Raw genomic sequence first — 22,110 nt, forward strand, 5'->3', positions numbered from 1 at the left:
GCTCCCTTTCATCAACTTCAATTTCTATTTTATAATATATTCAAAGCAAACCAAAATAAAAAACGCCGTCCTGGCGTTTTTTTAGTAAAAACAGATGTTATTTTTCTTCATCCTTAGTTTCTACATTTTCATTTGTAGCGACTGGCTTATTAGCTTCTACATCATCTGGCAAAATTTGACGAATAGCACTACGACTAAAAGTCAAAAATATTCCGTCAGCATCAACTACAATTGTGTCATCACCATTAATAGTATCAATCTTACAATGCATCCCATCAAGCAAAATAACTTTATCGCCCTTTTTTAATTCAGAAAGCATCTTCATCCGCACTTGTTGTTGCTTTTTTTGTGGACGGATCATTGCAAAATACATAAATCCGAACATAATAACAACCATAAAGATAGTAACCAACATACTATTGCTTGAATTAGCAGCTAAAAAGAATGTATTCAAAGTATTCACCTCATAAACTCAATTTATTTATACACTTAATTATACAGAAAATATGTTAATTCATCTAGTATCTAACGATATTCCTAATTGCACATATGCTTTAGCATTCGCTACACGACCACGGGGAGTTCTAGAAATAAAACCTTTTTGTAATAAATAAGGTTCATAAACTTCGCTAATAGTCTCTACATCTTCACCTATATTAGCAGCCAAAGTTTTAATTCCAACAGGTCCTCCATGATAACAATTAATCATTATCTTTAAAATTTTTCGATCTATTTGATCTAATCCTTCATCATCAACTTCAAGTTTAGCTAAGGCATGCTTAGTCGTTAATAAAGATATCGATGTCTCACCATTAACTTCAGCAAAATCACGAATTCTTTTTAATAATCTATTGGCAACACGAGGTGTACCTCTAGATCGCCGTGCTAATTCATGAGCAGCTTCAATATTAATTCCTGTCTCTAATACTCGACTAGAACGTTCTATAATTTGTTGTAATTCATCTTCAGAATAATATTGCATATGTTCAACAATACCAAAACGATCCCGCAACGGAGCAGACAACTGCCCTGCTCGTGTAGTAGCACCAATTAAGGTAAATGGCGATAATGGAACATGAACGGCATGAGCAGCAGAACCTTCTCCAACCATAATATCAACATAAAAATCTTCCATAGCCGAGTATAAGATTTCTTCCACAGTTTTGGCTAAGCGATGAATTTCGTCAATAAATAACACATCGCCTGGCTTTAATTCAGATAATAAGGCCACCAAATCGCCCGCTTTATCAATTGCTGGTCCTGAGGTACTTTTTAAAGTTACCCCCAATTCGTTAGCAATTACAAAGGCCATAGTGGTTTTTCCTAATCCTGGTGGTCCATATAAGAGCACATGATCTAATGATTCGTCTCTTTGTTTAGCAGCTTTAATATAAATTGCCATTTCCGATTTTACTTTTTCTTGACCAATATATTGACTTAAATTGCTAGGTCTTAATGATAATTCAGTTGCTTGTTCCATAGGCGTAGATTCACTGCTAAACAAGTTATCTTTCGTCAAATTGATATCCTCCTCACTATTGCTTTAAAAGTAATTTCAGTGCTTCTTTAATATAAAGATCAGCACTCTGATTTGGAAGTTTTTCCAATTTAGGTTTTATTTTTTCGACTTCTTTATTGCTATATCCTAATGCTGATAAAGCTAGAATTGCATCTTTTAACGCTGGGTTATCCTGATCTAATATTAATTCTAGCTGTGGTTGATCACTAACATCTAATTTACCTTTTAAATCGAGAATAATTTGTGATGCAACTTTTTTACCAACGCCAGGAAATTTAGTCAAATATTTAATTTCACCTTGCTCAATTGCTGCCATCAAAGACTGACTATTTTCAGCAGCCATAATAGCTAAAGCTGATTTAGGTCCAATCCCTGAAACAGAAATCAACTTCAAAAATAACTGCTTATCTTCATTGGTAGCAAAGCCATACAGAGTAATAGCATTTTCACGTACTACCTGTTCTACAAAAATACAATATTGTTTATTTTCAATAAATTGGTATGGATTAGGAGTATATAATTTATATCCTACACCTACAACATCTAAAACTATATAAGCTGGATTGACAATAGTCACTTTGCCTTGTAAATATTCAAACATAGATTTTTTCCTTACATTGAGTTATTTTTGAAATAATTTCCGTAAATCATTTTCACTGATTTTAGCAATAATAATTTTACCAAATGGATCATGATAAGGATTAGAACTATTGGATAAACTAGTTAACATTTCTACCATTTCTAGCGAATTAAGCGACTTACGTCTAATATGTTTAGTAGCTACAATTTTTTTAGCAAGTTCTATTCTGATTTTATCAAGTGGTGCATTAATATGAGCCAAAATCAAATCTATCACTGCTTTTATTTGTATTTGATCACAATTTTCTAACCAAAGAGGATATTCCTGCAATACAAAACTTCGGCCACCAAATTCTTCTAAATTAAGTCCTAACTTTTTAAAATCAGCTAATTTATCTTGCACTTTCAAAAAATCAATCATTGAAAAGTCCAAAATAATATTATCTAATAAAGTTTGCTCATAATTATTTTCGGCTTGCATTTGCAATAGCAACTTATCAAAAGCAAGGCGATTATCAGCTGCCACTTGATCAACAATATATAAATCATTATCGGCTGTTGCTAATAGATATTCATGCATCTGCCCTAAACATTGCAACTGTGGCAATTTATTGACTAAAATTTGTTCACTACTTGTTGTAACTTCACTAGACAATGACGAAGCACTAAATGGTGACAAGGCTGTTTGGGCTTGAACATTTGCATCCCATGTTGTTGTTACTAAATAATGTTCATCTTGTCGTGGGTGCTTCAAGCTAACAAAAGTTGTGTCATCTTCTTTAACTTTTGAACTATCATCTGTTAAATCATTTGGTATCGAAAATTCGACTGGAATTCGGCTTGTATCTACAACCGCCTCATTTAAATTGAATTCTAACTGATCTAACTTAGTTTGCTTACTTTCATTTGCATCATCAAAACTAGCTATTTCATGTTCAGTTGCACCTAACGCCTGATCAATTGTTCTGACAATTAAGCGAGCTAATTCTGATTCTTTAGATAAGCGAACTTCTTGCTTAGTCGGATGTACATTAACATCAACTAATAATGGATCCAAATCTATTTTAACAATTGCAAATGGATAACGTCCTTTGAGAAGTCTAGTACCATATCCATCAACAATTGCTTGTACTAAACGATAATTTTTAACATAACGAGTATTCAATAACAATGTAATAAAATTGCGAGTAGAACGAGTATCATCTGCACGTGATATTAAACCAGCGATTTTGAAATCTGGACTTTGAGCATAGATAGCAAGCATCTTTTCGGCAACCTTAATTCCATATATATTAGCAGCAGTTTGTCGCAAGTCATCATGTCCTGTAGTTTTCAATAATTGCTTCTGTTGATTAGTTAATTCAAAAGACACTTGGGGATATCCTAATGCCAATCGATTGACAATATCAACAATTTTCATAATTTCTGTCCGTTCAGATTTTAGATATTTTAATCTTGCTGGTGTATTATAAAATAAATCCTTCACCACAATTTTGGTACCTTGAGGACTAGCTATTGCTTCTTGCTTAACCTTATTACTATCTTCAAAAATTGCATGAATTCCATTAACGTCGCCTGTATTAGTTACAATATCGACTTTAGCAACTGCTGCAATCGAAGCCAAGGCCTCTCCTCTAAATCCTAAAGTTGCTATGTTAAACAAATCATGATTAGTATTGATTTTACTAGTTGCATGACGCATAAATGCTAAATCAATCTCATCAGCTGCAATACCACTACCATTATCTTGTACTACTATTTGCTTTAATCCAGCATCAATAAAGTCAATCTTAATTCTAGTACTACCAGCATCCAATGCATTTTCACACAATTCTTTAATCACACTTGCTGGACGTTCAATAACCTCTCCAGCAGCGATTTGATTAGTTAATTCGGAAGATAGTTTATGTATTTTGGTCATAATTATTATTCCTTATTTTTCAACTCATCCTGCCAATTAGCTACTAATTGCATAACTTGTAACGGTGTTATTTCATTTAAATAAAGATTCTTTATTTGTGTTAAAACATCTTGTTCTTCATCCGACATTTTGTGCTGATCAGAGCTGCCAAATAAATCTAATTGTTCATCACTAAAAGCTGCCTGATTGTCAGAATGTTTTTCTAACTGTTTTAACATATGCGTAGCTTCTCTTAAAACTTTAGTTGGCAACCCTGCTAATTGAGCAACATGAATTCCATATGATTGGTCTGCTGCACCAGGTAAAATTTTGTGTAAAAAAATTAAATGTCCATTCTCCTGTGTTGCACCAACATGTATATTTTTGAAATGTGCCAATTCTTGATCCAAATCAGTTAATTCATGGTAATGCGTAGCAAATAATGTTTTGGCTCCCACTTTATCGTGTAAATACTTAATAATAGCACCAGCTAGTGCCATTCCATCATACGTAGCAGTCCCTCGACCTATCTCATCAAACAAAATCAATGATCTCTTGGTAGCATTCTTTAAAGCAATATTAGCTTCACTCATTTCCACCATAAAGGTACTTTTGCCAGAAATCAAGTCATCTCCAGCACCAATCCTAGTAAAAATCTTATCAAAAATAGGTAAAACAGCACTATCTGCAGGAATAAAGCAACCCATTTGAGCCATAATGATAATCAAAGCCAACTGCCGCATATATGTAGATTTACCAGACATATTCGGACCAGTAATCAAAAAAATGTTAGTTTGCTCATCCATTTTTACATCATTAGGAATATATTCTTCATCAGACATAACTTTTTCTACTACTGGATGACGTCCATTAACTATATTAATTGCTGATGAATCTTGACTAAATTGCGGGCAAACATAATTATTCTGCTCACTAAGTAAACTAAAAGTAGACAAAACATCTAATGAAGACAATTGCTTAGCTAATTTTTGCAAAGCTGGAATATACTTTTTAATATCTTCTCGCAAATTAGTAAACAATTCATATTCCAAATCAGTTGAATAATCCTGGGCTTCTAAAATTAATGCCTCATGTTCCTTTAGTTCGACTGTAATATATCGTTCTGCATTAGTTAATGTTTGCTTTCTCATATAACGATCTAATGGAACTTTATCTTTATAAGAATTAGTGACTTCAATATAATATCCAAAAACTTTATTATAACCAACTCGTAAATTGTTGATTCCAGTTTTTTCTCGCTCACTATTAGCCATATCTGCTAGCCATTTTTTACCATTCATCATCGCATCTCGATAACGATCTAATTGACTAGAAACACCCGCTTTAATAATGCCACCTTCCTTAGTTGATAAAGGAGGATTTTCTACAATGGTTTTGACAATTAAATCATGAATACCCTTCAGTGGATCTATTTTTTGAGCAAAATCATTTAAAACTTCATTTTTACTATTGGCTAAAATATTGATAATTTCTGGGACAACAGCTAGTGAATCAGCCAATTGCAAAAGTTCTCGTGCATTAGCGGATCCCAAAGCAACTCTTCCCGTCAATCGTTCCAAATCATAAACACCTTGTAGCTGCTTAATTATTTTTTCACGACTAAAATAATCATCAAAAAGTGCTGTAACAACTAATTGGCGTGACTTGATTTCTGATAAAGAAATTAAAGGGCGTTCAATCCATGATTTAAGTAATCGACCACCCATTGCTGTGGATGTCTTATCTAATAACCAAAATAACGATCCCATTTTCTTGCCAGTTTTAGCAGATTTAATCAACTCCAAATTAGTTTGCACAATATGTGACATTTGCAAATATTGATTAGGCTCATAACTTTGTGTTACTTGCAAATGTGCTAAACTTCTTTTTTGTGTAGCGAGCAAATATGCCAATAATTGCTTAGTTGCCGCAATTTCCAACTGATTATGCAATTGCTGAGTTACATAAGATACTTCGGCATGTTCTTTGGAAAGCTTAACTGGCTGAGATAAAGTAATTCCAGCTTTTTTGAGAAAAATTTGTTTATCAGAAGTTAATGTTTCGCCATAAACTAATTCTCTGGTTTGTAAAGACAACAACTCGTTAACAATCATTTCCCAACTAGTTAAATGAGTTGCATAAGATTCACCAGTAGATAAGTCGCAATAAGTTAATCCCCAACCCTGACTGTTTGAGCAAAGCGATGTTAAATAATTACTTTCTTTAGCCTGATCAGGATTATCATTAATTACCGTACCTGGAGTTACTAGCTGAATAATACCTCGTTTAACCATTCCTTGGGCTTTTTTAGGATCTTCTAGTTGCTCACAAATAGCTACCTTATATCCTTTATCAACTAAAGTATTAATATAACTATCAACTGCTAGATGTGGTACACCGGCCATGGGGATCGGTTTAGCTGATTTATTGGATCTATGTGTTAGCGTTAGTTCAAGTAACTTAGCTCCTTTTACTGCATCGTCTTCGAACAATTCATAAAAATCGCCAACACGATAAAATAAAAAAGCATCTGGATATTGTTGCTTTATTTTATAATATTGTTCCATCATCGGTGTTATCTTCTCAGCCATCTAATTACTTCCTTTATCACTATCATAACTGCTAAATATTATACACTAAAGCAAAAAGAGTGATTCTGAATTAATATCAAAATCACTCTTATTTTTACTTCAATAATAATTTAATCGGGGGGGTTAACTTATTAATTGATTAATTACATTCCCATTCCTGGAACACCTGGATTTGTAGGGCAAGGGCATTGTGCTTTGCTTTCTTCAGGCTCATCAGCAACTACAGCTTCTGTTGTTAATAATAATGCAGCAATAGAAGCAGCATTTTGCAATGCAGAACGAGTAACCTTAGTTGGGTCAATAATTCCAGCAGTAACCATATTCTCCCACTTATCTGTAGCTGCATTGTAACCAATTTCAAGATCTGCATGAAGCAAGTGATCTAAAATAACTGAACCATCTTTACCAGCATTTTCTGCAATTTGACGAACTGGTGCAGACAATGCTGCTAAAACAATCTTAACACCGGTCTTAGCATCATCAGTATCAGCTTTTACATTGTTATCAATTGCTTTCATAACGTCAACCAAAGCAGTACCACCACCAGCAACATAACCTTCCTCAACAGCAGCACGAGTTGAATTCAAGGCATCTTCAATACGATATTTCTTTTCTTTTAATTCTGTTTCTGTAGCAGCACCAACTTTAATGACAGCAACACCACCAGAAAGCTTAGCTAGACGTTCTTGTAATTTTTCACGATCAAAGTCAGAAGTGGTATCAGCAATTTGTTTCTTAATTTGTTCAGTACGTTCACTGATTGCCTCTTTAGAACCCGCACCTTCTACAATTGTAGTGGAGTCTTTAGTAATTGTAATTCTGCCAGCAGTACCTAATTGCTCAATCTTAGTATCCTTTAGTTCTAATCCTAAATCAGATGAAATTACAGTACCACCTGTTAAAATAGCAATATCTTCAAGCATTGCTTTTCGACGATCACCAAAACCTGGAGCTTTAACAGCTACAACATTGAATGTGCCACGAATCTTGTTCAAAACAAGAGTTGGTAAAGCTTCACCATCAACGTCATCAGCAATGATTAATAAAGACTTACCTTGCTGTACAATTTCTTGTAATAATGGCAAAATATCTTGAATATTAGAAATCTTCTTATCAGTAATTAAGATATATGGATTTTCTAAATCGGCTTCCATCTTGTCGTTGTCAGTAACCATGTATTGAGATAAATAACCACGATCAAATTGCATACCTTCTACAACTGATAATTCGGTATCGATACCTTTAGATTCTTCAATTGTAATTACACCATCGTGTCCTACTCGTTCCATTGCATCAGCAATCAATTCACCAACTTCTGTTGATGCTGAAGAAACAGAAGCAACTTGTGCTATTTCAGCTTTAGAACTTACTTCATGACTAATTTTATGCAATTCTGCTACTGCAGCCTTAGTAGCTATTTCAATACCACGGCGAATACCAACTGGGTTAGCTCCAGCAGTAACATTCTTCATACCTTCACGAACAATTGCTTGTGCTAAAACAGTTGCAGTAGTCGTTCCGTCACCAGCAATATCATTGGTCTTTTGTGCCACTTCAGCTACTAATTTAGCACCCAAATTTTCGAAATGATCTTTCAATTCAATATTTTTAGCGATAGTCACACCATCATTAGTAATATCAGGAGCACCATAGCTTTTCTCTAAAACTACATTTCTACCTTTAGGTCCCAATGTTGTTTTAACAGTATTAGCTAATTTATCTACACCCCTCAACAAGGAGCTTCTTGCATCTTCAGAGAACTTTATATCTTTTGCCATTTAATCTAACCACCTTTTTACTAAATTATTTTATATATGCTAAAATATCTTTTTCATGCAAAACAAGATATTCTTGACCTTCGTATTTTAAATTAGTGCCTGAATATTTATCAAAAAATACTTCTGTACCTTTGGCTACAGTCATCGGTATTAAATTGCCATTTGCATCACGAGCTCCTTGGCCAACAGCAACAACTTCACCTGTTTGAGGCTTTTCCTTTGCGTTAGAAGCTAAGACAATGCCTCCAACATTTTTTTCTTCTTCATCCTTAACTTTAACGATCACGCGATCACCCATTGGTTGTAACACGTTATATACCTCCCATAATGATTTTTAGCACTCTTAAATATTAAGTGCTAACTTACATCTATGATGATACATTGATTTTGAAATTTATGCAAGTTTTTAACACAAAAAAATGAGATTATTACATCTCATTTTCGTGAATTCAAAAAATAATTCAAAGTTTGCAACTCTGTAGCCAAATCAACATTCTGCACACGAACACCGTGAGGCACGATTAATCTAATCGGGGTAAAATTCATAATGCCTTTTATACCTGCTGTTATCATTTCATCAGCCGTTTTTTGAGCTACATCTTGAGGCACACATAAAATAGCGATATTAATCTGTTGATCTTGCAATTGTTGATGCATTTCATTAATATCGTAAACTGGAACACCACAAAGGATGCGACCCGTAATTTTCTTATTGATATCAAAAGCCGCTGAAATCCTAATATTATTCGTTCTTTTAAAATTATAATTTAATAAAGCGTGTCCCATATGACCTACACCAACTAAGGCTACATTAGTCAGAATATCTTGATTCAAAATCTTTTTCAAAAAAGATAACAATCCTTTTACTTCATAGCCATAGCCAGGTTTACCTAAGGCACCAAAATATGAAAAATCTCTTCTAATAGAGACACTATCAACTTGTACTGCTTCGGCTAATTCCGCCGATGATACGCGTTTTTTACCTGCATCATCCAAAAAAATCAAATAACGGTAATATAAAGGTAGCCTTTTAGCTGTAGCTCCAGGAATATTACTTTCATCCATTAAAAAAATGCCTCTTTCTTTTAAAATTCGCAACTAAACTAGCAAATTTTAATATAACTACAACTATCATAATTATAATTGCTAGATAAAATCAAGCAATATTACATATTAATTTATTTTGATATCATAGATTTTATAATTATAGATAATAATTAGCTATGTTACAATAACCTAAGGTGAAAAGATATGATAATAGCACAAGCAAAAAATTTAGAACAACATTTTGGGATAAATCAAATCTTTAACGATGTTGATTTTTCTATCTCAGACAATGCCAGAATTGGATTAGTTGGCCCTAATGGTGCGGGAAAAACTACACTATTAAAGATCATGACAGGACAACAAGAACCATCTGGCGGCAATTTTACAATCAACAAGGATATAATAGTAGGATACATTGCTCAGGAAAATGGATTGAATGAAAACAATAGCATTTGGGAAGAAATGTTAACTGTTTTTGCATCTTTAGTTGACAAAAGTCATAAAATTGAACAATTGCAAATTGATATTTCAAATGACCCCGAAAATCAAGATTTACTAAAACAATATGATCAATTATCCTATTCCTTTGAACAAGCAGGTGGTTTTACGTATCCCGCAGAAATCAAATCTGTTTTAAATGGCTTTAAATTTTTCAAAGATAGCTGGCATAAAAAAATCAGCACTTTATCTGGTGGTGAAAAAACAAGATTAGCTTTCGTTAAGTTACTACTCAAAAAACCACCCCTCCTCTTATTGGATGAACCAACTAACCACTTGGATCTTGACACATTGGAATGGTTAGAAGGCTTTTTAAAAAATTACAAAGGAGCAATTTTAACAGTATCTCACGACCAATATTTTTTAGATAATCTGACAAATGAGATCTTTGAATTGAATTTTGGTAAATTAACGACATTTAAAGGAAATTATACTCAATATGTTCAAGAGCGTGAACTAATCAATCGTCAGCAAGAAGCAGCTTTTGAAAAGCAACAAGAACAAATTAAACGTGATGAAGAATTTATCCAAAAGAATATTGTTAGAGCAAGTACTACTAAGCGAGCCCAAAGTCGCCAAAAACGTTTAGACAAAATCGAAAGAATTACACTACCACAACACAAGCAAAAAGTTCGTATTAACTTTAATGCCGAACGTCAATCAGGTAAAGAAGTATTGATTCTAAAAGATGTCACAATTGGTTATCCTGATAAAATAATGGTTAAAAATATCAATTTTCAAGTGAATAAAGGTGACCGGATAGCAATTATCGGGCCAAATGGAATTGGTAAATCGACCTTATTGAAAACCTTAATGCATAAATTAGAACCAAAAACAGGTACCATCAAGTATGGTGCTGGCTTAGACATTGGTTACTATGATCAAGAATTACAATCTCTTGATTTTAAACAGACTGTGTTAGATACCATCTGGAATAGGCACAAAACAATGCCTGAAAGTGAAGTTCGATCAATCCTTGCAAGTTTCTTATTCAACGCCAAAGACATTGAAAAAACTGTTGCTCAATTATCTGGTGGTCAGCGTGCACGTTTAACGCTTACAGTTTTATCCATGGAAAAAGATAACTTCCTTTTGATGGACGAACCAACCAACCACTTGGATATTGAAGCAAAGGAAGTATTAGAACAAGCTCTTGATAATTACGATGGTACTTTACTTTTTGTTTCCCACGACCGTTACTTTATCAACGAATTAGCTAACAAAATTATTGTTATTAACAATGGTACAGCTAAGTTATACAACGGTAACTACCACTATTATTTAGATGAATTAACTAAGCAAAATGCAATAGAAACATCCAAGCAAGAAGAAATTATTGCTAATGAAGATAACAGTGGCAAGCTATCATATGCTGAACAAAAAGAACGCAATTCTCAAAAAAGAAAACTTGAGAGGGATGTACAAAATGCCGAAAAGAAAATTGCTGAATTAGAAGAAAAGGAAAAAGATATTCAATTAAAAATGGCAGATCCTATTATTTCAGCTTCTTTTGAAAAATTAGGGCCATTGCAAGAAGAGTTATCACGAATTCAAAGTGAATTAGAAAAAGCAAATGAGACATGGGAAGAAGCTATGTTGAATTTGGATGAATTTGAATAGAAAAAGAAGGTTTAAATCGTAATGATTCAGACCTTCTTTTTATCTGGCAATTATTTTACAAATCGTGTTTAATAACGTTTGCTAAAAATAAATAACTAAAATATGTATTTCCATACTTCCATATTGGATATATATCATCAGAAATCGTATTTCGTAGTGGATTTATGATTCCCACAGATCCATCAAAATCAGTATTCAATATTAAAAACTGGATAAATTGTGTCAATAATTTGGATATTCCATACTTTTCCAATAAAACATAAGCTACAATCGTTGCCAATTTTATTTCATAACGTTTTCCTAAAAAAAGCAAATATCCTTCTAATACAAATTGGTTGATACCTTCTACATTATCTTTAAGAGCAACTATATAACTAACTTTATCTTCATCTGATAAACTATTATCAATAATAATATCTTCTAACTTTCGGTGATTTAACTTATATCCTAAATTATCTTGAAATTCACTAAAGCTTGTCTTATTCAAAATATTTAGTATTTGTAAATCTTCCTTATCAAGTACATTTTCATGTTTATTAAGCCAATTTTTTATATGTACTACTTCCACAGTTACATCTTTATTTTTGTTCATTTAATAACCAAACCCCTAAAATTTGCTCTATATTACAATCTTTTAAATTAATTTTTTGTTTTAACTTACACTTTAAAGATAAAGACAAATATAATACATTGGACCAATCTGATATGCAGTAATAGTAATACAATAAAATTTTTTTATCACTATCACTGAGCTTTAAATTATGAATATTATAATTACCTTCATACAATAAAGGTCCAAAATTTATCAACGATATATCTTTTTTAGAAATAGTTATTCTATTTTCATCATTTGTACTTATACAATTTTCCTTAACTTTTTCCAAAAAATCATCTGATAATTCAAATTCAGATATAAAATTCTGCTTTTTTAATGCCTGTACCTCTTTATAAAAAATCTGACTAAAATCTTGATCATGAAAAAAAGTAACTAAAAAATTAGCCCACATAATAAATTTGTCTAATTTAAACGGATTAGTATTTATTACAGCCCTGATATTATCCTGCCCTCCGACTATTGAATAAATGATATTAAATATCAATTTTTCAATACTGGAATTTGCGACCTTACTTACAAAATAAAAATCGATCATATTAGTAATAGAATTGAGTAACTCTTCATCTATTTCAGATTCATTTAACTTCTTGATTATTATATGTTCATACCTATTCATATAAATACAACGCTCCTAAAGACACCATTGTAGTATGATAATTTAATCTAAATATTCGTTCTCTAGTATCTCTTTTCGATAAACTAACTCCTGGTCCCAACATAAGACCATCTTGTTTTTGATGTTTTTTCAAAACCGCAACTGCTTCATCAAGTATAAATTTTATATTTTCTTTTGATAGATCATAGTGTAAAAACTTTATACAAATTAGCAATTCCGATAATATATCCATATTGTCTTCTAATATATACAATTGAATTAATCGAAGTAAAAGATTTAAATTATCTAAAGTAGAGATTTCAGGCGTAGCTTTTCTGCCCATATCTGTCATATAAAAAATAGTATGAGTAATAGAGTACACATCTATATCTGCGTAATAAAAATTATTACCGTTCTTGCCTAACGTAGTTAATGGATAAATAGCGTTTAATGAATCAAATTTATTCTTTAACCCTGCTTTTTTAAATGAATATGCTAAATCCAATCTTCTAAATGCAGTTTTTTTAATTGATAAGCCATGACTATATTCAATTAATTGTTCAATTTTTTCAATATTATAAACCTGTTGGTTTTGATTAAGTAAAAATTCAATTATCGTAGGTAACACCGATATCATGTCTGGATCTCTAACAGCATAATTATAAAAAGACATATTATTTATTAGATTAATAATAAAATTATTAATAATATGTTGCTCGCTACTAGAAAATAGTTTTTGTGGATAAAACATATTTTGTACAAATAAAAGTTCCATAAAAGCCTTGATCTTATACTTATTATCAGCTATTTTGCTCTCATTTCTGGGGTCAAAATATTCTAGATTATCAAATAACCATTTTGCACTTTTTTTATATAACTTTATACTTTCCATTTTTTCTTTCCTGTAGTATGATAATAACATGAAAACATTCATATTGATGGTATTTTATTTTTTATTATAACACGGAGGATTATTATGAATGATATTTTAAAGAACAACATTAATGTTTTATCATGTCTTGATGATTCTAAATACATATTCATCTGGGAAAACTTCATTTTTACACAACCTATAGATCCTATAGATAATGGACATAGCCTAAAAAAGAAAAAGTTTTCTTTTAAACAGATTATTTAACATTTTTTATTATTAATGAATTTGAATAGAAAAAGAAGGTTTAAATCGTAATGATTCAGACCTTCTTTTTATCTGGCAATATTTTTATAAATCATGTTTTATAGCTTTTGAGCTACATAAATTATGACAAAGGTTTTGTTGTCAAAGTATCGTTAGAGATAGCTAGCAAAATGGCATCGACTGTATCTAAAGCTGTTATCAAACTAATATTTTGTGAAATAGCCATTTGTCTTAACTTAAAGCCGAAGGATTCTGGTTCACTATCCCGTGACATGTTATTGATTACTAAGTTAAACTTCTTCTCCTTTAGCATTTGCATCAAGGTTGCTTCAGATTCGACTAAATTGAAACGTACACCTATGTCTTGCAATATCTCAGCTACTTCTGGTAAGACAAACACTCTGGCTCCAGTTTGATTAAATTTCTTAGCAATCGCTACTATCCGATCTTTTTCTTTTAAATCAGTAGCTAGCAAAATACTCATATTAGCAGTCAGATTAATTTTTGCACCAGCAAATGCTTTATATAATGCTTTAGCATAAGTATAATCGCTACCCATAACTTCACCAGTAGATTTCATTTCTGGTCCTAAGTATGGGTCAACACCTGGTAGTTTGTTGAAAGAGAAGACTGGTGCTTTAACATTAATCATTTGACTAGCAGGAGCTAAGCCTGGCTTGTATCCTTGTTCTGCTAAACTTTTGCCCATAATAATCTTAGTAGCTACTTGCACCATTTCAATGCCCGTAATCTTACTTAAAAATGGTACTGTCCTGCTAGCACGAGGATTAACTTCAATGACGTAAACATCATTATCTCTGACAATAAATTGGATATTCATAATTCCTTGACATTTTAAGGCGATGGCTAATTTGCGAGTAACTTCACAAATCTTTTGTTGAATATCATCTAAAAAGCTTTGTGGTGGGTAAACAGCCATTGAGTCTCCAGAATGTACGCCAGCATGCTCTACATGCTCCATAATACCCGGAATCAAAATATCAACGCCATCACTAATGGCATCCACATCACATTCTTTACCATCTAGATAATCATCTACTAAAATTGGGTGATCATTAGTAATGTAGGCATTATTATCCAAGTATTCTTCTAATTCTGCTTCATTATAGACAATTTCCATGGCCTTACCACCTAAAACATAAGATGGTCGTACTAATACTGGATAACCAATCTTAATTGCAGCATCAATTACTCCCTGTCTGGTGGTTGCAGTCAAGCCTTTTGGTTGTTTTAAGCCTAAGTTTTTAATAACTTGATCAAATTCTTCTCTATCTTCTGCCCGATTAATATCTTCAACATCAGTTCCTAGAATTTTGACACCATGTTCTTTCAAACCGGCTGCTAAATTGATGGCAGTTTGAGCACCAAATTGAATGATCACTCCTTCTGGCTTTTCAATATCTACAATATTTAATACATCTTCTAAAGTAATTGGTTCAAAATATAACTTGTCTGAAATTGAGAAGTCAGTTGAAACTGTTTCAGGATTAGAATTAATTACTATTGCCTTATATCCTAGTTTTTGTAACGCTTTAACACAATGTACAGTAGCGTAGTCAAATTCGACACCCTGACCTATTCTAATTGGACCAGACCCCAAAACAATTACTGATTTACTATCAAAGTCAGTGCTCTCATTTTCTTCATCATAAGTACTATAAAAATATGGTGTTTGCGACTCAAATTCAGCAGCACATGTATCCACCATTTTATAAACAGGGATGATATGATTTTGTTTTCTAAATTGGCGAACTTCATTTTCAGTTATATTCCACAAATGAGCAATCGTCAGGTCACTAAAACCATACTTTTTAGCTTCACGCAAAGTAGCAATATCCTGAGGATGGTCTTGAATTGTTTTTTCCATTTCCACCAGATGAGCCACAATATCCAAAAAGTAATAATTAATTTTGGTTAATTCGTGAATATCTTTCATGCTATAGTTACGACGAATAGCTTCTGCTAGATAGAATAAACGATCATCTTGTGCATAAGCCAATTTCTTTTCTAGCAAATTATCATCTGCATTATGAGCCTCTGGCGAAAACAAATCTAATTCGTCAATATCTAAAGAACGAATTGCTTTATGCAAAGCCTCTTCTGCAGTTCTACCTATGGCCATCACTTCACCAGTAGCTTTCATTTGCGTACCTAATTTACGATCTGCTTGGGCAAACTTGTCAAAAGGCCAGCGAGGTATCTTGCAAACGACATAGTCTAGTGCTGGTTCAAATTCTGCATAAGTCGTACCAGTAACAGGATTGATAATTTCATCTAAAGTCATCCCTACAGCAATTTTGGCAGCCATTTTAGCAATTGGATAGCCAGTAGCTTTGGAGGCAAGAGCTGAGGAACGTGAGACACGCGGATTAACTTCAATCACATCATAATCAAAGCTATTTGTATTCAAAGCTAATTGCACATTACATCCACCTTCTATCTTTAAAGCTCGAATTAAATTCAATGAGCAATCACGTAACATCTGATATTCTTTATCAGATAAAGTTTGTGAAGGCGAAAATACAATCGAATCACCTGTATGAATACCTACAGGATCAAAATTCTCCATGCAACAAACAATCATACAATTATCTGTACAATCACGCATAACTTCAAATTCAATTTCTTTGTAACCAGCGATTGATTTTTCAATTAGACATTCAGTTACTGGTGATAAATCTAATCCTCTAGCCACAACTGTTGCTAATTCTTTACGATTGTTGCAAATACCACCACCAGTACCACCCATTGTAAAAGCAGGACGAACAATAATTGGATATCCAATTTTTTCAGCAAAAGCCAAAGCATCTTCAGCATTATGTACAGTTAATGATGGTGGCACTGGTTCTCCCAATTGCTTACATAATTTCTTAAATTCTTCACGGTCTTCAGCTTGTTCAATAGATTTTAATTTTGTGCCTAAAAGTTCAATATTTAATTTATCCAAAATTCCCGTTTTAGATAACGCTAACGCCATATTCAAACCATTTTGACCGCCTAAAGTTGGCAAAATAGCATCAGGATATTCTTGATAAATGATTCTAGTTAATGCTTCTACAGTTAATGGTTCCAAATAAACCTTATCCGCTATTTCTGTATCAGTCATAATCGTTGCTGGATTGGAATTAACTAAAATAACTTCATAACCTTCTTCTCGCAGTGCTAAACATGCCTGAGTTCCTGAATAATCAAATTCTGCAGCCTGCCCAATAATAATTGGGCCAGATCCGATTACCATTATCTTATGAATATCTTTTCTTTTAGGCATTATTTCTTTCCTTTCTTTGATCAATTAATTGAATAAAATCATCAAATAGACTAACTGCATCATGTGGACCAGGTGTTGCATCTGGATGAAATTGTACAGAAAAGGCGTCATATTTTTTATGTCTTAATCCTTCAACTGTACCGTCATTGATTTCAACATGAGTAACAAACAAATTTTCTTTATCCACTGACTCAGGATCTACTGCATAACCATGATTTTGCGAAGTAAAAGCAATATTGCCTGTGGCAATTTCTTTAACTGGATGGTTAAATCCACGATGTCCGAATTTCATTTTATATGTTTTAGCACCATTAGCTAAAGCAAAAATCTGATGTCCCATACAAATTCCCATCAATGGATAGTGTTTTTCAATTTCTCTAACCATCTTAGCTGCATCTGTCATCTCTTCTGGATCACCAGGGCCATTAGATAATAAAACACCGTCCGGATTAAGGTTCATAATTTCTGCTGCACTAACGTTATAAGGTTTAACAATACAGTTGCATCCCCTTTTAGTTAGTTCTTTCAAAATACTATGCTTAATACCAAAATCAACAACAACGATATTTCGTTTGGAACCAGGAATTGGGTAAGAATTTTTAGTAGAAACTTGGCTAATAATGTTAGCAGTAACATTGCTATTCTTTAATTTTTCCACAACTTCATCCAAATGATCAATGCTATCACAGATAGCTCCCCTTAAAGTACCATGCATTCTAATCTTCTTAACTAATTGCCTAGTGTCAATACCGCTAATAGCAGGTACATTAATATGTTTTAAGAAATTAGGTAACGTATCTTGCATTCGCCAATTATCTGGCTTTCTTGCTAGCTGATGACAAATAACGCCCTTAATTTGCGGTGCTAAAGATTCATAATCTGATAAAGTAATACCATAATTGCCAATTAATGGATTAGTAAAAACTAATATTTGATTAGCATAAGATTGATCGCTGATTGCTTCTTGATAACCAGTCATACCAGTAGTAAAAACAACCTCACCAATTGTTTCGATGTTTGCACCAAAGCCTTCTCCTGCATAAAAAGTTCCATCTTCTAAGATTAAATAACGCATCAAGCTACCTCTTTTCTTTGATACACAATGTTTCCATCAACAATTGTATAAGCAGTAGTGCCATATACTATATTGCCTGTAAATGGTGTATTTTTACCTTTAGATTGATATTCTGATATTTGCAATTGGTGGGGCTGATTTAAATCAAATATTGCAATATCAGCCGGTTCTCCTACTACTAAACGTCCACAGTGTTTTAAATTAAATAAATCAGCTGGTCTAACTGTCAACCAGGTCAATAATTGTTCCAAGCTAACAATTCCTGTTTTAACTAATTTGGTATAAAGCATACTAAAACATGTTTCACTACCCGTGATACCAAAGGCTGCATTTAACATGCTGCCCTCTTTTTCATAAGCTGCATGCGGTGCATGGTCAGTCGCAATAAAATCAACTGTGCCATCTAATAATCCTTCAATTAATGCCATTTGATCATCCTTAGAACGTAGAGGTGGATTCATTTTGTAATATGGATCATCCGTTAAAATATCATCTTGCGATAAAAGAATATGATGTGGTGCAACCTCACAAGTTACATTAATTCCCCTTTTCTTTGCTATGCGAATTAAATCTAAACTTGTTTTTGTAGACACATGACACACATGATAATGAACACCTGTTTTGGCAGCTAAGAGTAAGTCACGAGCTATTTGCGTCGTCTCAGCTAATTCACTGATTGCTGGCAAATTAAATTTCTCTGCTTTATCCACTTCATTAATGACGCCTTTATTAAATAAGCTATCATCTTGTGCGTGGGCGGCAACGATTAAGTTATTCACTGCAGCTTTTTGCATAGCTTTATACATTGTTTCAGCATTTTGAACACCAAAGCCGTCATTACTTAAAGCAAATGCTCCAGCTTCTTTTAATGCTTGATAGTCTAAAATTTCATCACTATTTTCATCTTTGGTTAAAGGTGCATACTGTAGAATATGAACTACACCTTTTTTATGATTTTCCACAACCATCTTGCTTAACAATGCTGCAGTATTAGGAACTGGCTTGACATTAGGCATCGCTCCTACAGTTGTAAAACCACCGTGAGCTGCAGCTTTAGAACCAGTAGTAACAGTTTCTTTATAAGTTAAACCGGGGTCTCGATAATGAACATGTAAATCAACTAATCCTGGTGTAACCAATAAACCGGTAGCATCAATTTCATGATCAGCAGTTAAGTTATGCCCAATTGCAGCAATTTTTCCTTCTGATATTAAAATATCTGTTAGAGATAAAATATCATTATAGAATACTAAACCTCCCTTGATTAACCAGGACATTATGCTAATCCTCCTAATTTACGACCATACATTACAGCTTCAATCATTGCCATCCGCATAAATACACCATTTTGCATTTGTCTGAAGAAATAACATTTAGTCGCTTCAACCAAATTGCCTGCTAATTCCACATCATGATTAATGGGACCGGGATGCATAATCATCGCATTTTCTTTCAAGCACTCATATCTTTTTTGATCAATACCATATTTTTGATGATAATCTGTAGCACTAAAATCTTTATCTTCTTCCATATGTCGCTCATGTTGAACACGCAGTAACATGACAACATCCATTTTTTCAAGCAAACTATCTAAAGGCAGATACTTACCATATTGATCAAATTGATGATCATACCAGCAACTTGGACCAGAAAAGTAAATTTCCGCTCCCAATTTTTTCAAAATTTCCATATCACTACGTGCAACACGAGAATTAACAATATCACCTACAATGACTACTTTTAAATTATCAAAGTGCTTAAAATGTTCATAAATAGTCATCATATCTAACATACATTGTGAGGGATGTTGACCACTGCCATCACCTGCATTAATAATGCCCATATCCAAATGCTGATGCTCGGATAAATTAATTAATGAATCATAATATCGATTTTTAGAATGACGAATCACTTCTAAATCAATCCCAATAGCATTCATAATTAGTGATGTATCATATAAAGTTTCGCCTTTTTTTACTGAACTATGTGCTGGATCAAATGGAATAACTGTTAAGCCTAATTTTCTTTCTGCCATTTCAAAACTAGTATGTGTTCTAGATGAATTTTCAAAAAACATATTAGTGACATAGACAGGTTTTGTTAATGGAGTCGGTTTTGCTCCATTTTTAAATTCTTCGGCACGCTTAATTAAATTAAAAACCTGTTCAGTTGTTAAATCTTCTACAGTAGTAAAATGTGATAATTTGACTGGTTGCATGAAAATAATCTCCTTTAACAAAACAAAAACCTGAAGCCATCGCTCCAGGTTCAGTAAAAAGTTCTAAGATCACCTTATGAAAAAGGTGGTCAACCTTTTCGACCCTCACCGGAGCCAATTAAATGGTTGATACTTATATTATGATTCTAATTTTTCTAATTCTATACTATCTTTGTTATCGATTTCTTCAACATTAACCGAAACTTTTTCATTTAATGCAGTAGGAATATTTTTACCAACATAGTCTGCACGAATAGGTAATTCTCGATGTCCTCGATCCACTAATACCGCTAATGAGATACTATTTGGACGTCCCATATGAATCAATGCATCCATCGCAGCTCTAATAGTTCTACCAGTATATAAAACATCATCAATTAAAATGACATTTTTTTTATTAACATCTGTATTACATTCTGTTGAATTAACTACAGCTTCATTAGATAGTGAAACATCTTGACGATCATCTCGGTATAAAGTAATATCAAGCACACCAACAGGAATTTTGACACCTTCTAATTCTTCTATTCGCTTGGCAATTCGCTTAGCTAAATAAACACCACGGGTCTTAATCCCAAATAACACTAAATTTTCAGTTCCCTTATTTTTTTCAATAATTTCATATGAAATTCGCGTCAAAGCTCGCTTAATTGCAATCTTATCGAATAATTCCTTAATCATCTAATATCCCCTTACAATCTATAATGTACCTAATATATTATAAAATTAAAATTTATATTGTCCAATCAATTCATTTATATCGTCTACTTTAAGCTCATTTAACAAAGTTTCCAAATCAGCCACTAAATGAGGAATAGCTAATCCATCTTTAAAATGTGCTGTTCCCACTGCAACAGCACTGGCACCAGCTAACATAAACTCAACGATATCTTCTGCAGTTTCGATCCCGCCCATACCAATGATTGGTAATTTAACTGCTTGATGCACTTGAGCTACCATTCTCACAGCCACTGGTTTAATTGCCGATCCAGACCAGCCACCAAAGCCATTACCTAAAGTTGCCTTATGAGTTTTAATATCAATACCCAATCCTAATAAAGTATTAATCATCGAAAGACCATCGGCTCCTCCACGTTCAGCAGCTTGAGCTATTTCAACAATATTGGTAACATTTGGCGTTAACTTAATATAAACTGGAATATTAACTACTTTTTTTATTTCTGAAGTTAGTTTTTCAACAACAACAGGATCAGTTCCCAAATGCATGCCTCCAGCAGCAACATTTGGACAAGAAACATTAATTTCCAATGCATTTAGCAAACCAGAATCACTTAATTTTTTAGCAATAGTTATATAATCACTAATCTGTGATCCACCTACACTAGCAATCAATGGCAATTGTGGATATTGTTCTTTAAAAGGAGCAATTTTATCACTAATAACTTTATCAACACCTGGATTGGTTAATCCTACTGAATTAAGAACCCCATTTTTCATGACCGCAATTTGCGGCTGTGGATTACCAATTCTAGCATGCAAAGTTGTTGTTTTAAAAACCATAGCTCCCATTTCATTTAAATCATACTTTTTTGCTTGAGGTACATCCCCAAAACCAAAAGTTCCACTAGCTGGCATAATTGGATTTTTCAAATTCAAACCTGGTAATTTAACATTTAGTTTACTCAT

Annotated in this window: 19 protein-coding genes; 2 read left to right on the forward strand and 17 right to left on the reverse strand. The window is 33.0% G+C overall.

Annotated elements, in window-relative coordinates:
- Positions 1–97 precede the first annotated feature (97 nt).
- From yajC to HMPREF0520_RS00175, 8 genes are all read right to left on the reverse strand, one after another.
- A complete protein-coding gene (gene yajC, locus HMPREF0520_RS00140; protein ID WP_006731677.1) occupies positions 98–454 on the reverse strand; it encodes a preprotein translocase subunit YajC in 357 nt (118 codons plus the stop codon).
- A gap of 60 nt (positions 455–514) precedes the next feature.
- Positions 515–1,480 carry a Holliday junction branch migration DNA helicase RuvB gene (gene ruvB, locus HMPREF0520_RS00145; RefSeq protein ID WP_006728864.1) on the reverse strand — a complete coding sequence of 322 codons (966 nt, stop codon included), beginning with the start codon at positions 1,478–1,480 and terminating at the stop codon, positions 515–517.
- A gap of 55 nt (positions 1,481–1,535) precedes the next feature.
- Positions 1,536–2,120, reverse strand: a complete 585-nt coding sequence (gene ruvA, locus HMPREF0520_RS00150; protein ID WP_006728865.1) for a Holliday junction branch migration protein RuvA — start codon at positions 2,118–2,120, stop codon at positions 1,536–1,538.
- A gap of 21 nt (positions 2,121–2,141) precedes the next feature.
- Entirely contained in the window at positions 2,142–4,019 is a 1,878-nt protein-coding gene (mutL, locus tag HMPREF0520_RS00155; RefSeq protein ID WP_006728866.1) for a DNA mismatch repair endonuclease MutL, read from the reverse strand.
- A 5-nt stretch (positions 4,020–4,024) separates the two neighbouring features.
- Positions 4,025–6,589 carry a DNA mismatch repair protein MutS gene (mutS, locus tag HMPREF0520_RS00160; RefSeq protein WP_006728867.1) on the reverse strand — a complete coding sequence of 855 codons (2,565 nt, stop codon included), beginning with the start codon at positions 6,587–6,589 and terminating at the stop codon, positions 4,025–4,027.
- Between the two features lie 143 nt (positions 6,590–6,732).
- Complete coding sequence (gene groL, locus HMPREF0520_RS00165) at positions 6,733–8,367, reverse strand: chaperonin GroEL (RefSeq protein ID WP_006728868.1); 1,635 nt, start codon at positions 8,365–8,367, stop codon at positions 6,733–6,735.
- A 25-nt stretch (positions 8,368–8,392) separates the two neighbouring features.
- Entirely contained in the window at positions 8,393–8,677 is a 285-nt protein-coding gene (gene groES / locus HMPREF0520_RS00170) for a co-chaperone GroES (protein ID WP_006730467.1), read from the reverse strand.
- 125 nt (positions 8,678–8,802) lie between these two features.
- Positions 8,803–9,432: a redox-sensing transcriptional repressor Rex gene (locus tag HMPREF0520_RS00175; RefSeq protein WP_006728870.1), complete on the reverse strand. Its 630-nt coding sequence runs from the start codon at positions 9,430–9,432 to the stop codon at positions 8,803–8,805.
- Between the two features lie 186 nt (positions 9,433–9,618).
- Here HMPREF0520_RS00175 and HMPREF0520_RS00180 point away from each other — a divergent pair, with 186 nt between their 5' ends.
- A complete protein-coding gene (locus tag HMPREF0520_RS00180) occupies positions 9,619–11,532 on the forward strand; it encodes an ABC-F family ATP-binding cassette domain-containing protein (RefSeq protein ID WP_006728871.1) in 1,914 nt (637 codons plus the stop codon).
- A gap of 55 nt (positions 11,533–11,587) precedes the next feature.
- Here HMPREF0520_RS00180 and HMPREF0520_RS00185 read toward each other — a convergent pair whose 3' ends face one another.
- From HMPREF0520_RS00185 to HMPREF0520_RS00195, 3 genes are read right to left on the reverse strand one after another with little or no spacing between them, the layout of a single operon-like run.
- Positions 11,588–12,124 (reverse strand): hypothetical protein, encoded by a 537-nt coding sequence (locus HMPREF0520_RS00185; RefSeq protein WP_006728872.1) that lies wholly within the window; start codon positions 12,122–12,124, stop codon positions 11,588–11,590.
- Complete coding sequence (locus tag HMPREF0520_RS00190) at positions 12,111–12,764, reverse strand: hypothetical protein (protein ID WP_006728873.1); 654 nt, start codon at positions 12,762–12,764, stop codon at positions 12,111–12,113. The genes HMPREF0520_RS00185 and HMPREF0520_RS00190 overlap by 14 nt, the downstream gene beginning before the upstream one ends.
- The gene (locus HMPREF0520_RS00195) at positions 12,757–13,635 is read right to left on the reverse strand and encodes a DUF6895 family protein (RefSeq protein WP_006730447.1); all 879 of its coding nucleotides are present in this window, start codon (positions 13,633–13,635) and stop codon (positions 12,757–12,759) included. Before HMPREF0520_RS00195 ends, HMPREF0520_RS00190 begins: the two co-directional genes overlap by 8 nt.
- Before the next feature lie 84 nt (positions 13,636–13,719).
- On the opposite strand from HMPREF0520_RS00195, the gene HMPREF0520_RS06450 reads away from it, so the two are divergent.
- Positions 13,720–13,881: a hypothetical protein gene (locus HMPREF0520_RS06450; protein ID WP_006728875.1), complete on the forward strand. Its 162-nt coding sequence runs from the start codon at positions 13,720–13,722 to the stop codon at positions 13,879–13,881.
- 121 nt (positions 13,882–14,002) lie between these two features.
- Here the strand turns inward: HMPREF0520_RS06450 and carB are convergent, their stop codons facing one another.
- From carB to HMPREF0520_RS00225, 6 genes are all read right to left on the reverse strand, one after another.
- Positions 14,003–17,170, reverse strand: coding sequence for a carbamoyl-phosphate synthase large subunit (carB, locus tag HMPREF0520_RS00200; protein ID WP_010222234.1), 3,168 nt, complete (start codon positions 17,168–17,170; stop codon positions 14,003–14,005).
- On the reverse strand, positions 17,163–18,245 hold the full coding sequence (carA, locus tag HMPREF0520_RS00205) for a glutamine-hydrolyzing carbamoyl-phosphate synthase small subunit (RefSeq protein ID WP_006728877.1): 1,083 nt from the start codon (positions 18,243–18,245) through the stop codon (positions 17,163–17,165). The genes carB and carA overlap by 8 nt, the downstream gene beginning before the upstream one ends.
- Positions 18,245–19,522, reverse strand: a complete 1,278-nt coding sequence (locus HMPREF0520_RS00210; RefSeq protein WP_006728878.1) for a dihydroorotase — start codon at positions 19,520–19,522, stop codon at positions 18,245–18,247. The genes carA and HMPREF0520_RS00210 overlap by 1 nt, the downstream gene beginning before the upstream one ends.
- On the reverse strand, positions 19,522–20,463 hold the full coding sequence (locus HMPREF0520_RS00215; protein WP_006728879.1) for an aspartate carbamoyltransferase catalytic subunit: 942 nt from the start codon (positions 20,461–20,463) through the stop codon (positions 19,522–19,524). Before HMPREF0520_RS00215 ends, HMPREF0520_RS00210 begins: the two co-directional genes overlap by 1 nt.
- Positions 20,464–20,601: 138 nt before the next feature.
- Entirely contained in the window at positions 20,602–21,144 is a 543-nt protein-coding gene (gene pyrR / locus HMPREF0520_RS00220; RefSeq protein WP_006728880.1) for a bifunctional pyr operon transcriptional regulator/uracil phosphoribosyltransferase PyrR, read from the reverse strand.
- Positions 21,145–21,189: 45 nt separating this feature from the next.
- Positions 21,190–22,110, reverse strand: coding sequence for a dihydroorotate dehydrogenase (locus HMPREF0520_RS00225; RefSeq protein ID WP_006728881.1), 921 nt, complete (start codon positions 22,108–22,110; stop codon positions 21,190–21,192).

The organism is Lactobacillus iners DSM 13335 (genome assembly GCF_000160875.1).
GTDB classification, from domain to species: Bacteria; Bacillota; Bacilli; order Lactobacillales; family Lactobacillaceae; genus Lactobacillus; species Lactobacillus iners.

Excerpts from the sequence above, each read along its gene's own strand:
- ruvB (WP_006728864.1), bottom strand. The coding sequence starts at position 1,480 with ATGGAACAAGCAACTGAATTATCATTAAGACCTAGCAATTTAAGTCAA.
- ruvA (WP_006728865.1), bottom strand. The coding sequence starts at position 2,120 with ATGTTTGAATATTTACAAGGCAAAGTGACTATTGTCAATCCAGCTTAT.
- mutL (WP_006728866.1), bottom strand. The coding sequence starts at position 4,019 with ATGACCAAAATACATAAACTATCTTCCGAATTAACTAATCAAATCGCT.
- mutS (WP_006728867.1), bottom strand. The coding sequence starts at position 6,589 with ATGGCTGAGAAGATAACACCGATGATGGAACAATATTATAAAATAAAG.
- groL (WP_006728868.1), bottom strand. The coding sequence starts at position 8,367 with ATGGCAAAAGATATAAAGTTCTCTGAAGATGCAAGAAGCTCCTTGTTG.
- HMPREF0520_RS00175 (WP_006728870.1), bottom strand. The coding sequence starts at position 9,432 with ATGGATGAAAGTAATATTCCTGGAGCTACAGCTAAAAGGCTACCTTTA.
- HMPREF0520_RS00180 (WP_006728871.1), top strand. The coding sequence starts at position 9,619 with ATGATAATAGCACAAGCAAAAAATTTAGAACAACATTTTGGGATAAAT.
- HMPREF0520_RS00185 (WP_006728872.1), bottom strand. The coding sequence starts at position 12,124 with ATGAACAAAAATAAAGATGTAACTGTGGAAGTAGTACATATAAAAAAT.
- HMPREF0520_RS00190 (WP_006728873.1), bottom strand. The coding sequence starts at position 12,764 with ATGAATAGGTATGAACATATAATAATCAAGAAGTTAAATGAATCTGAA.
- HMPREF0520_RS00195 (WP_006730447.1), bottom strand. The coding sequence starts at position 13,635 with ATGGAAAGTATAAAGTTATATAAAAAAAGTGCAAAATGGTTATTTGAT.
- HMPREF0520_RS06450 (WP_006728875.1), top strand. The coding sequence starts at position 13,720 with ATGAATGATATTTTAAAGAACAACATTAATGTTTTATCATGTCTTGAT.
- carB (WP_010222234.1), bottom strand. The coding sequence starts at position 17,170 with ATGCCTAAAAGAAAAGATATTCATAAGATAATGGTAATCGGATCTGGC.
- carA (WP_006728877.1), bottom strand. The coding sequence starts at position 18,245 with ATGCGTTATTTAATCTTAGAAGATGGAACTTTTTATGCAGGAGAAGGC.
- HMPREF0520_RS00210 (WP_006728878.1), bottom strand. The coding sequence starts at position 19,522 with ATGTCCTGGTTAATCAAGGGAGGTTTAGTATTCTATAATGATATTTTA.
- HMPREF0520_RS00215 (WP_006728879.1), bottom strand. The coding sequence starts at position 20,463 with ATGCAACCAGTCAAATTATCACATTTTACTACTGTAGAAGATTTAACA.
- pyrR (WP_006728880.1), bottom strand. The coding sequence starts at position 21,144 with ATGATTAAGGAATTATTCGATAAGATTGCAATTAAGCGAGCTTTGACG.
- HMPREF0520_RS00225 (WP_006728881.1), bottom strand. The coding sequence starts at position 22,110 with ATGAGTAAACTAAATGTTAAATTACCAGGTTTGAATTTGAAAAATCCA.